At 48.3% G+C, this 11,949-nt stretch carries 9 protein-coding genes; 5 read left to right on the forward strand and 4 right to left on the reverse strand.

Going from position 1 to position 11,949, the window contains the following annotated elements; translation table 11 throughout:
• Positions 1 to 24 precede the first annotated feature (24 nt).
• The 5 genes from KRX19_03745 (at position 25) to KRX19_03765 (ending at position 8,306) form a co-directional block, all read left to right on the forward strand.
• Positions 25 to 1,071, forward strand: coding sequence for a type IV pilus twitching motility protein PilT (locus KRX19_03745; protein ID MBV7434132.1), 1,047 nt, complete (start codon positions 25 to 27; stop codon positions 1,069 to 1,071).
• A 12-nt stretch (positions 1,072 to 1,083) separates the two neighbouring features.
• The gene (locus KRX19_03750; protein ID MBV7434133.1) at positions 1,084 to 2,301 is read left to right on the forward strand and encodes a PilT/PilU family type 4a pilus ATPase; all 1,218 of its coding nucleotides are present in this window, start codon (positions 1,084 to 1,086) and stop codon (positions 2,299 to 2,301) included.
• 136 nt (positions 2,302 to 2,437) lie between these two features.
• Positions 2,438 to 4,360 carry a DNA topoisomerase IV subunit B gene (gene parE, locus KRX19_03755; GenBank protein ID MBV7434134.1) on the forward strand — a complete coding sequence of 641 codons (1,923 nt, stop codon included), beginning with the start codon at positions 2,438 to 2,440 and terminating at the stop codon, positions 4,358 to 4,360.
• On the forward strand, positions 4,357 to 6,594 hold the full coding sequence (gene parC, locus KRX19_03760) for a DNA topoisomerase IV subunit A (protein ID MBV7434135.1): 2,238 nt from the start codon (positions 4,357 to 4,359) through the stop codon (positions 6,592 to 6,594). Before parE ends, parC begins: the two co-directional genes overlap by 4 nt.
• Positions 6,594 to 8,306, forward strand: coding sequence for a choline/carnitine O-acyltransferase (locus KRX19_03765; protein MBV7434136.1), 1,713 nt, complete (start codon positions 6,594 to 6,596; stop codon positions 8,304 to 8,306). The genes parC and KRX19_03765 overlap by 1 nt, the downstream gene beginning before the upstream one ends.
• A gap of 74 nt (positions 8,307 to 8,380) precedes the next feature.
• On the opposite strand, the gene KRX19_03770 is transcribed toward KRX19_03765, so the two are convergent.
• The 4 genes from KRX19_03770 to pstA form a co-directional block, all read right to left on the reverse strand.
• Positions 8,381 to 8,809, reverse strand: coding sequence for a C40 family peptidase (locus KRX19_03770; protein MBV7434137.1), 429 nt, complete (start codon positions 8,807 to 8,809; stop codon positions 8,381 to 8,383).
• A gap of 265 nt (positions 8,810 to 9,074) precedes the next feature.
• On the reverse strand, positions 9,075 to 9,773 hold the full coding sequence (gene phoU, locus KRX19_03775; protein ID MBV7434138.1) for a phosphate signaling complex protein PhoU: 699 nt from the start codon (positions 9,771 to 9,773) through the stop codon (positions 9,075 to 9,077).
• Positions 9,774 to 9,786: 13 nt separating this feature from the next.
• A complete protein-coding gene (pstB, locus tag KRX19_03780) occupies positions 9,787 to 10,620 on the reverse strand; it encodes a phosphate ABC transporter ATP-binding protein PstB (GenBank protein MBV7434139.1) in 834 nt (277 codons plus the stop codon).
• A 50-nt stretch (positions 10,621 to 10,670) separates the two neighbouring features.
• On the reverse strand, positions 10,671 to 11,942 hold the full coding sequence (pstA, locus tag KRX19_03785) for a phosphate ABC transporter permease PstA (GenBank protein ID MBV7434140.1): 1,272 nt from the start codon (positions 11,940 to 11,942) through the stop codon (positions 10,671 to 10,673).
• Between the last annotated feature and the right edge of the window lie 7 nt (positions 11,943 to 11,949).

The following is an 11,949-nucleotide window of genomic DNA, read 5'->3' on the forward strand; positions in this document are numbered from 1 at the left end:
GGTTCTATTTGAGAGGGACACAAAATGTCAAAGACAGCTTCATTGGATGATTTGCTGCACTTTACCCATAAACAAGGCGCATCAGATTTGCACTTAAGTGCTGGTATGCCACCTGTAGTACGGATCGATGGTGACGTCAGGCGGCTTAATGCTCCCCCGCTTGAAGCGCAAGAACTGCGGCAAATGATTTATGGCATTATGAATGATGCACAAGTTAAATCCTTTGAAGAACACTGGGAAGCGGACTTTTCGACCGAAATTAGGGGTATTGCCCGTTTCCGTGTCAATGTGTTTAATCAAAATCGTGGTATTTCGGTAGTCTTTCGTACGATTCCAAGCAAGGTTTTATCACTTGAGGAATTAAAAGCACCAGAGAAGTTTGTCGATATTATTGATGTACCACGGGGCTTGGTTTTAGTAACCGGGCCAACCGGTTCGGGGAAATCAACGACGCTGGCGGCAATGCTTAATCACATTAATGAGACCAAGCACGAGCATATTCTTACCATTGAAGACCCAATTGAATTTGTTCATGAAAGTAAAAAGTGCTTGATCAATCAGCGTGAAGTACATCGTGATACGCAGAGCTTCAGTAATGCATTACGTGCAGCTTTACGTGAAGATCCCGATATTATTCTTGTTGGCGAATTACGAGACCTCGAAACGATCCGGCTTGCGCTGACTGCTGCTGAAACTGGTCACTTGGTATTTGGTACGTTGCACACCAGCTCTGCTGCGAAGACTATTGACCGTATTATCGACGTATTCCCCGGAGAAGAAAAGCAGCTGGTGCGTTCAATGCTGTCCGAGTCCCTACGTGCCGTTGTAGCGCAGACGTTGCTTAAAAAGCGCGAAGGTGGACGAGTTGCTGTGCATGAGATTTTGGTTGGTACTTCAGCAGTCAAAAACTTGATTCGTGAGGATAAAGTGGCACAGATCTATTCAATGATTCAGACCGGTAAGCAATACGGTATGCAGACTCTGGATCAGGGATTGAAGGATGTTGTTGCACAAGGGTTAGTTGATATTGAGCTGGCACGTAGTAAAGCTCATGACAGAAATGCATTCTAAATAGGGGGATATATGGCTATTGATCAAGAAAAATTAACGCCTTTGTTTGAGCAAATTGTCAAGCTTGCCAAGCAACATAATGCATCGGATATTTTTATTAACTCTGATAATCATGCTGCGATAAAACGTGATGGTGAGCTACACTACCTAAAAAAAGTTTGGTTAGAAATAGATGACGTCTTTAATTTGTTGAAAGCAATTGTACGACCTGAAGCATATCAAGAGTTCATCGATACTCATGAAATGAACGCGATGATTGAAGTTTCAGATATGACGATTCTGCGTGTTAATGCTTATATGCAGCGTAATAAGCCGGGTATTGTTATGCGCTTGGTGCCTAGTGCCATTCCTTCACTTGAAAGCCTAAACTTGCCTGGTAGTGAACACCTTGAGAAGCTAGCGATGGTGCGTCGTGGTTTGGTCATTGTTGCGGGTGCAACTGGCAATGGTAAATCTACCACACTTGCAGCGATGATTGACTTGCGTAATCAAGAAGCTGCTGATCATATTATTACTGTTGAAGACCCGATTGAGTTTATGTACACCAGTAAGAAATCGGTGGTTATTCAGCGTGAGGTTGGGATTGATACTGCTTCCTATGGAGCAGCATTAAAAAACTCACTACGTCAGGCGCCTAATGTTGTCTTGATTGGTGAGATCCGTGATACGGAAACTATGGAGTATGCCTTGCATTTTGCTGAGACCGGGCATTTATGTCTCGCAACATTGCATGCGACCAATGCAGTACAGGCGATAGACCGAATCATAAACTTCTTTTCGCGAGATCAACGCATACAACTACAAAAAGAACTTGCGGGGCAGTTACGCTGTATTGTTGTTCAGCGGTTAATTCGAAAATCAGATGGTAGTGGGCGTATAGCAGCAATGGAAATGATGATGAATACGCCGTTTATCCAGCAGTTAATTCACGATGGAGAGTTGAGCAAAATTCCTGATGCGATGAAGCGCGCGAATCCTGATGATGGCGTTTTCACTTTTGATGAGTGTATTTTCAATCTCTACGAACAAGGATTGATTGATTTCGAAGAGGCAGAAGCAAATGTGAATTCAAGTAATGATTTCCGCGTGCGTCTGCGTAATCAATCTACACGCCAGTTGCCGCCCGAGTTGCAAGCGGCCGGTGAGTTTTTCAAAGTTCGCAGTGATGAAAGTGTGGAGCATGAAATGCTCAAAGCGCGCTTGGCGGAGCAGCGGAAAAAACGTTCGTGATGTTTTAATTCAGTTTTTTTCCATTTGGGTTTTGCTTTTTCTTAAGCTATAGTGCGCCCGCATTGTGGGATTTTGGCTTGCTTAAATAAGCAACTCAGATCTATTACGTAAGGAATATGAGGTTGTTACACGCACAATGACCAAACAATATCAGGCAGCCGATATCGAGCTACTTAAAGGACTGGATCCGGTTAAGCGGCGTCCCGGTATGTACACCGATACCACGCGGCCAAACCATCTAGCGCTGGAAGTGATTGATAACAGTGTCGATGAAGCGCTGGCAGGACATGCAAAGAATATCAATGTGACGCTGTATAAAGATGGTTCGGTTAAAGTTCAGGATGATGGGCGTGGTATGCCGGTCGATATTCACCCGGAAGAGAACGTCAGTGGTGTTGAATTGATCCTCACCCGCTTGCATGCTGGCGGCAAGTTCTCCGGCAAGAACTACCAATTCAGTGGCGGCTTGCATGGTGTCGGTGTATCTGTGGTGAATGCGCTTTCCAAGCGTTTGGAAGTCGAAATTGAGCGTAGTGGCGGCTTGTATCGTCTGGTTTGCGAAAATGGCGATGTGACTGAGCCATTGCAGCAGATTGAATCCATCGGTAAACGCCGGCATGGTACCAGTATTCATTTTTGGCCGGATGCGCAGTATTTTGACAGCGCCAACTTTTCTGTCCCCCGCTTGATCCATGCGCTCAAAGCCAAAGCTGTACTGTGCTCAGGCTTGCATATCAGTTTTTACGATGAGCAAAGCGATGAAACCACACAGTGGTGCTACGAAGATGGATTGTATGATTACCTGACAACCCAGCTTGATGGGCTTGAGACACTACCGGAAGAACCATTTACCCTCAGTCATGTTGACGACGATGGGACTATTGACGTTGCCTTGACTTGGCTTGCTGAATCATCCGGCGTCAATGGCATTGAAGAGAGCTATGCGAACCTGATTCCGACCAGTCTGGGTGGTACGCACGTCAATGGTTTGCGTGCCGGGTTGGTTGAAGCCATTCGTGAATTTTGTGAATTCCGCCAATTATTACCACGTGGTGTCAAACTCACGCCGGAAGATGTTTGGCAAGGCTGTCAGTACGTCTTATCGGTCAAAATACCCGAACCACAATTTGCCAGCCAAACCAAAGAACGCCTGACTTCGCGCCATTGTGCAGGCTGGATCAGCAGTGTGGTTAAAGATAAATTTGGTCTTTATTTAAACCAGCAAAGTGAGATAGGGGAAGCGATTGCTACGCTGGCGATCAATAATGCGCAAAAGCGCCAGCGTGCAGGTAAAAATATCGCCCGTAAGCGCATTACTGGTGGTCCGGCATTGCCGGGTAAGCTTGCCGATTGCGTCAATCAAGACCCTCGCAGTGGTGAGCTTTTCCTCGTTGAAGGGGACTCGGCTGGTGGTTCGGCGAAGCAGGCACGTGATCGTAATTTTCAGGCGATCATGCCGTTACGCGGTAAGATCCTCAATACTTGGGAAGTTGATCCCGACCAGCTGATGGCTTCGCAAGAAGTTCACGACATTGCTGTCGCTATTGGTATTGACCCCGGCAATGAAGATTTGAGCGGCTTGCGCTACGGAAAGATTTGTATACTGGCTGATGCTGACTCGGATGGATTGCACATAGCGACGCTGATTTGCGCATTGATGGTGCGTCATTTCCCGGCATTGGTGCGTGCTGGCCATTTGTACGTTGCCATGCCGCCGCTTTATCGCCTCGATGCCGGCAAACGTATTGAATACGCTCTTGATGCGAGTGAGCGGGATGCGCTGATTAAGCAGATTCGTCGTGATGGTTATAAAGGCAATATCGAAGTGACGCGCTTTAAGGGGCTGGGTGAAATGAACCCGCCACAACTGCGTGAAACGACCATGAACCCAGATACTCGCCGTCTTGTACAGCTCACTGAAGATGCTGGGTTACATGAGATCATGGATATGTTGCTGGCGAAAAAACGCAGTGGCGATCGCCGTCACTGGTTGGAACTGAAGGGCGATATTGCCGATGATATGACGCTTGCCGCCGAAGAAGCGGAGGTCAGTGAATGAAGACGATGGAAGAACAGCAAACGCTTGCCGCCTTTACCGAAAAGGCATATCTCGACTACGCAATGTACGTTATTTTGGATCGTGCATTGCCGCATATTGCTGATGGGCTTAAGCCAGTTCAGCGGCGCATCGTTTATGCGATGTCCGAATTGGGTTTGTCAGCTCAATCCAAACACAAAAAGTCGTCTCGTACGGTGGGTGACGTTCTCGGTAAATACCATCCACATGGTGATAGCGCGTGCTATGAAGCCATGGTACTCATGGCACAATCATTCAGTTACCGTTATCCGTTGATCGACGGGCAGGGCAACTGGGGTAGCATGGATGACCCGAAATCATTTGCTGCGATGCGATACACCGAATCACGACTGACGCCTTATGCAAAGAGCTTGCTCAGTGAAGTCAGCCAAGGCACGGTTGAATGGGTTGCAAACTTTGACGGTACGATGCGCGAACCAGCGCATTTACCAGCACGATTGCCTAATATTTTACTCAATGGTGCGAGTGGTATTGCAGTGGGAATGTCGACAGATATTCCGCCGCATAACTTGCGTGAAGTCGTTGCAGCGTGTTTGGCTTTACTTGAAAACCCTGAAATAGACGAAGAAAGCTTGCTCAGGCATATACCGGCGCCGGATTTCCCTACCGGTGGTGAGCTGATTACGCCGCGCAGCGAAATTGCAGATATGTATCGCAGTGGCAATGGCTCACTCAAGCTGCGCGCTAAGTACCACCATGAAGACGGCAATATCGTCATTGATCAGCTGCCGTATCAAGTATCAGGTAGTAAAGTGCAAGAGCAGATTGCCAAGCAAATGCAGGCGAAGAAGCTGGCATGGCTGGAAGATTTGCGTGATGAATCTGATTATGAGAACCCGATTCGCTTGGTTTTGATTCCACGTTCGAATCGCGTTGATGCGGATCGCTTGATGCAGCATTTATTCGCAACCACAGATTTGGAAAAGAATTATCGCGTGCAGTTCAACATGATTGGGCTAGATGGCAAACCACAAGTGAAGCCGCTGCGCCACATTCTCGACGAATGGTTGCATTACCGTGAAGCGACTTTGCGCAGTCGCTTGGAATTCCGCCTTGGTCAAGTCAATGATCGCCTGCATATTCTTGATGCTTTACTGTTGGCTTATCTCAATATCGATGAAGTCATCCGCATTATTCGTGAAGAAGACGAGCCAAAAGCAGTCCTGATCAGCACCTTCGGGCTCAGCGAAATTCAGGCCGAAGCGATCCTTAACACACGCTTGCGCCATTTGGCTCGCCTTGAGGAAATGAAAATTCGCGATGAGCAGCATGCTCTTGCTACAGAACGCGATCAGCTCAACGCCTTGCTCGGTAGCCGAAAAAAATTACATCAATTGCTTGGCAAAGAACTCAAAGAAGATAGCGAATCTTATGGGGATGCACGTCGTACCATGCTCGTTGAGCGTGAAGCATCCGCGGCGCTTGATGAAAGTGAGCTGATGCCGAGTGAAGCTGTGACGCTGGTTCTCTCTGAAATGGGCTGGGTTCGTGCTGCTAAAGGGCACAATATCGACGGCGCAGCTTTGAATTACAAAACAGGTGACGCATTTTTGACCCAAGCAGCGGGGCGCTCAAATCAATCAGCATGTCTTTTGGCTGATGATGGGCGCTGCTATACCTTGGCAATGCATGGCTTACCTTCGGCGCGCAGCTATGGTGAGCCACTGTCGGGTAGCTTAAGCCTCAACGCAAACCAAAAAATCATTGATGCAATTGCCGTTGAGCCTGAAGCGATGTATCTCGTCGCTGCGGACAATGGCTATGGCTTCAGGATCAAAGGGGAAGATTTGCTGTCTAAAACCAAGACTGGCAAAGCTATCCTTAATACCGGCAAAGAAGCAAAAGCTCTGGGTATTTATGGTCCGATTGAGGAAGACGGGCATATTTTGCTGACCAGTAACGAAGGCCGGGCTTTGATCATTGTTGCCGGTGAATTGCCAGCCCTGAGCAAAGGCAAAGGAAACCAGCTAATTGGCATCAGTTCGAAAGCATTTAAAGATGGTGTGCGCTTGCATTCACTGACCTACCTTGGCTGTGATGGTGAAGTAGCACTGCACAGTGGCCGCCAAAAAATGTACATCAAGCGTAAAGACTATACGCAATATCTCGCAGCTCGTGGCCATAAAGGGCATTTTTTGCCTAAGGGCTACCGCAACATCGAGAGCATAAGTGATTTGAAAGAGGATAATCTATAATGTCACAATTACCCGTACCACCGCTGGAAAGTACGCTAAAGCGTTTTGTTGATTGGCTCAGCCCAATCGTCGATGATAAAACCCTGCAAAACAGCCAGAAAGCTGCGGAAGCTTTTCACGCAGGTGAAGGCCAAGATTTGCAAGCGCGGTTAGAGCGTTTTGCTGCAGACAAAGCCCCTGATTCATGGTTAATCGAGACATGGCGTGAAGCAAATCTTGCCAATCGTGACAGCTTGCCGCTTTCAACCAATGTTGCAATGCGCATTGAATGGTCTGCGACCCAGACCGGCCTTAAGCGTGTTGCACATTTTGTCAATGCATTGGTCCAAGTACACGCTGACTACCGTAACGGCAAACCCATTGATACACATGAACAGCGCGGTCAGGCGCTGTGCCGTGAGCAGCAAAAGATTCTTTTAGGTGCTTCTCGTCGCCCAAATCAGGGCATAGACAAATTCGTCTTTAATGAAGATACAACCGGGATAGGGTATATCGTTGTTCTGTGCAAGGGTTATGCTTGGCGAGTCAACGTTCTTGATGAAAAAGGTGGTATTGCCAGCCCGGCTCAGCTTGATCACGTGATTCATATTATTCTGAATGCCCATGAGCAGGAAGCCGAGATTGCCTTTACAGCACCGTCAATTTTGCCAGCGGAGCACGCTTGCGAAATCCGTGCACAGTTGATTTGCAGAGGTGACAATAGCAATGCCTGGCAGTGTATTGAAGGGGCGTTATTCGTCCTCAGCCTTGATGAAACCCATCATCAGGATGGGGACGCGGCATTAACTGAGACGCTGTTCAACGATGGTAGCGACATTTGGGCTTATAAGCCTTTAAATTACGTATGTTATTTGAATGATGACCGCTATTACGTACATTTTGAACATACATGGACAGATGCTGGCACCATTGCTGATATTATTGCTTGTGCTCAGGCGCACTATGATGAGCAAGATTGCTCACGCAAGAACCAATTACCAGCTGATCTAGGCATGACGGCGCTGGAGTGGCGTATCGGTGAACAAACCCGTTTGCTGCTTAAAGAGCATCTTGCCGAATATGTTCGTCGTGCTGAAACGCTGCGTATTCGTCACAGTGAAATCATTATCAGTGAAGCGGATCAGCAGCTACTTGCGGGTTACAGCAAAGATGCTCTTTGCCAGATTTTACTGCAATACGCGCAGTACGCGACATTTGGCAAAATACACAACACCTATGAAGCAGTGGATATGCGCCACTTTGCCAATGGGCGTACGGAGTGTTTGCGCCCGGTATCACGCGAATCTGTTGCCTTGATTAAAGCGCTATATGATGGCGTCGCAACAAAGCGGCAATTTGATGACTTTGTGGCTGAGCATAAAAACCGGATTAAGGCTTGCAAGCGTGGTGAAGGCGTCCATCGCCATTTGCTCGGCTTGGCGACTCAGGCCAAAGAAGCAGAAGTTGATGCGGCCATATTCAAAGATGCCGGCTATCGCCAGCTTGGCGAGGATGTTTTTTCCACAACCTCTCTCGGCACGCATGACCATATTGGCCACATCGCCTTTGCCCCGACATGCAAAGATGGATACGGCATCAACTACACAGCGCTGCGCAATCACTACAGCTTTGTGGTGATTTATCGCCGTTCAAAAGGTGAGCAGGTTGAGAGCTTGATTGAAGAACTTGAGTCCGGTATTCGGCGGATTTTGATGTTGCTGCGCCAGAGCTAAAGCGTGCTCTTTATCCAGTTGCAAATAACAAAAAAGGCGAGACATTTCTCGCCTTTTTTGTTGGTGAAAATTTACTACTGGATATTTTTTGCTTTTTGGGTAGAAATCTTTGCTATTTGAACATCGCTTGCTTCTATGACGCTGCGCGCGCCCATATAGCGCTTGCCCCAATAACCACTGGTAAAAGAATCGATGGCGACTGTTTTGCCCGTGGAGGGTGCGTGTAGCATTTTATCCTCACCGACATAAATGCCAACGTGGGTGACGCGGCCACCACGGCCAAAAAAGACCAAATCACCAATTTCAGGGTTCTCAATCGGCGTTAGTGCTTGGTACTGATCGCGGCTAATGCGTGGCAATTGATGACCAAGTTTGGCAAAGACAAAGCGAACCAATCCAGAGCAATCAAATCCGTTGCGGTTTGTGCCGCCATATTTATATGGTGTGCCGATTAGCGTCTTGGCAAATTCGACCAGATCATTGCGTTGAGAGTCTTGCGTCAAAGAGATGCGCTCCGGGCTGACTGTGGCATCTATTTTGTGAAATAAGGGGGCAGTCGTCATTCGGGTATAGTAAGCCCGTTGGGTGTCGGCGGCTGCAAAGTTGCTTAGTAACGCTGCAGCGCAGATCAAACTCAAATTGATAAAGCGCATATACTGAATTTGGGGAAAAATGGGATTTTAACGCAAAGGTTAGAAAATGTCTTGCGCAAATTGTGCCGGATGTTGCCACGGCTAATGCTTGTGGCGATCCGGCACTTATGAAGGATCAGTAGTTCAATAGTTTGCTGACTTCATCTGGTGTTTTGTGGCGAATATCATGGCCTTTATCATAAAAAATAATGGCTTCTGCGATATTCATGCTGTGATCACCGACGCGCTCTAGCGCTTTAGCCGCAAACAATACGTTCACTGCCTGGCTGATATAGCGTGGATCTTCCATCATATAGGTGATGAGCTGGCGCGTCACGCTGGCATAGTTGGCGTCAAGTTCGCGGTCATCGTGCAGAAGCTTGATCGCTTCATCAATATCAATACGCGCAATAACGTTGATGATGCGGCTGAGCATACTGTGTGCAAGGCGGGCTGTTGGGCGCAATTCTTGCCAGAGTTTACTGTCGGTATCGACGTCCTCGCTGAGTAAAAAGCGGGCAATTTTGGTCAGTTCATCACCGATGCGCTCAAAGTCGGTTGCGATGCGGTCAGTGGCGCTGAGATAGCGCAAATCAACGGCAACCGGAGCGCGTGTCGCGGTTAGGCGTACGCACTCTTGGTTGATATTGAGGTGGTACTGGTTGACCTTTTCATCCAATGCTTCAATTTTTTCAAGTTCGCTGCGCTGTGCATTGTTGCGCAGAAAATCATGCATGATGGTGAATTGTTGCTCAGTGAGCTTGCCCATTTCTGCGGTCATATTTTGCAGATTGAGTAGGGCTTCGTCGAAGCGTTTGCTGAGGTGCTTATTCATGGGTATGTCCTTTTTAGCCAAAGCGTCCAGTGATGTAGTCTTCGGTCAGTTTGTGTGCCGGGTTGGTGAAGATCTGATCAGTCTCACCGATTTCAACCAATTTGCCAAGGTGGAAGTAGGCAGTGCGCTGTGATACACGAGCCGCCTGCTGCATAGAGTGGGTCACGATGGCAATGCTGTAGTTAGCGCGCAGTTCGTCAATCAGTTCTTCAATTTTACCGGTCGCAATCGGATCAAGTGCTGAGCAAGGTTCGTCCATCAGAATCACTGAAGGCTTGACTGCGATCGCACGGGCAATACACAAGCGCTGCTGCTGACCGCCGGAAAGCCCGGTACCTGGTTTATCGAGGCGGTCTTTGACTTCGTCCCAGATGCCAGCTTTACGCAGTGAGGTTTCGACGATTTCGTCCATATCGGCTTTAGAGCGCGACATGCCGTGAATACGCGGTCCGTAGGCAATGTTTTCGTAGATAGTTTTCGGGAACGGGTTTGGCTTTTGGAAAACCATACCCACGTTACGGCGCAGGTTAACGACGTCGAGGCGACGGTCGTAAATATCTTCGTTGTCGATTTTGATTTCACCGGTCACGCGACAAATATCAATGGTGTCATTCATGCGGTTTAAGCAGCGTAAAAAGGTCGATTTACCACAACCTGACGGACCGATCATCGCCAGTACTTCGTTATTTGCGACATCGAGGCTGACGTCGAAAATGGCTTGCTTATCGCCGTAATGCACGTCGACATTGCGGGCGGTAATCTTGGGGTTATCGACAAACGGCGTGCCGATGGTTTCGATGCTGTTAAAGTCAAAATTCTGTGGTGCGTTTTTTTCTACGGCATTCATGATGGCGTTTTCCTGTGTAGTCTGTGATGCGTTATCAAGGAGCATATTATTTACCACTTGCGTTCAAATTTCTTGCGCAGAAGCACGGCGAGGGCATTCATGACCATCAGGAACCCGAGCAGGATGATGATCGCAAATGAGGTGCGTGCAACGAATGCACGATCCGGCAGGTCAGACCAAATGAAGATCTGTACGGGCATAACCGTTGCAGGATCAAGGATGCCATTGGCGGGGTCGGCAATAAAGGCGACCATACCAATCATCAATAGTGGTGCGGTTTCACCCAGTGCTTGCGCCATGCCGATAATGGTACCGGTCAGCATGCCGGGAAGGGCAAGTGGCAGCACGTGATGGAAAATAACCTGCATTTTCGAAGCGCCTAATCCCAGCGCTGCACTGCGGATCGATGGGGGAACAGATTTCAGCGCCGCACGTGATGAGATGATGATCGTTGGCAGCGTCATCAGTGCGAGCACGATACCACCGACCAGTGGCGTTGAGCGTGGCATGCCGAAAAACCCAATGAATACGGCAAGACCAAGCAAACCAAATACGATCGAAGGTACTGCGGCAAGGTTGTTAATGTTGGCCTCAAGGAAGTCGGTGAAGTGGTTTTTCGGCGCAAATTCTTCAAGATAGACCGCTGCAAGTACCGCGATTGGGAAGGAGAGTACCAGTGTTACCAGCAGAGTATAGAAAGAGCCGATGATTGCGCCTTTGATACCGGCATCTTGTGGGCTGCGTGAGTCACCGTTGGTAAACATGGTCTTGTTAAAGCCAGTGCGCAAGCGGTCTTCTCCGCGTAGCGTGACCATCATTTGCAAGACGTTATTTTTTACCGAGCGGTTGGATTCGTCTAGCTCTTCGTTGACGTAGCCCTGAAATGCGGTATCGAGATCACCACTGGCTGGCAACCAAACTTCTTGGGTGGTGCCAATCAATTCCGGATCGCTGAGCAGCATATTCATCAAGCGGTACTGTGCAGAGCTACTGACCAGATCATTGGTCAGGCTATATGCATCCTGTTCGCTGACCGGAAAAATTTTCTCCAAAGCATTACCGATTAAAGCGTTGTAGTTCATCATGCGCAATTGTGCAGCACGCTGCTCTTCGTCGGCTTCCGGATCCATGGTGATCAGCTCGGGATCAAAATCAATGTCGAGCTTGATCTCCGTTTGGGTAAATGCCGGAACGGCATCCGAGACAATCGAATACACAAAGCCGACAAGGAAACACAGCGCAAGTAGCAGAGAGATGATGCCGTAAGCACGGAAGCGCTTTTCGGCAACGTGGCGTTTTTTGAGTCGTTTGGCGTCAGACATGATGCAC

This window comes from Cardiobacteriaceae bacterium TAE3-ERU3 (genome assembly GCA_019218315.1).
GTDB lineage: Bacteria > Pseudomonadota > Gammaproteobacteria > Cardiobacteriales > Cardiobacteriaceae > JAHUUI01.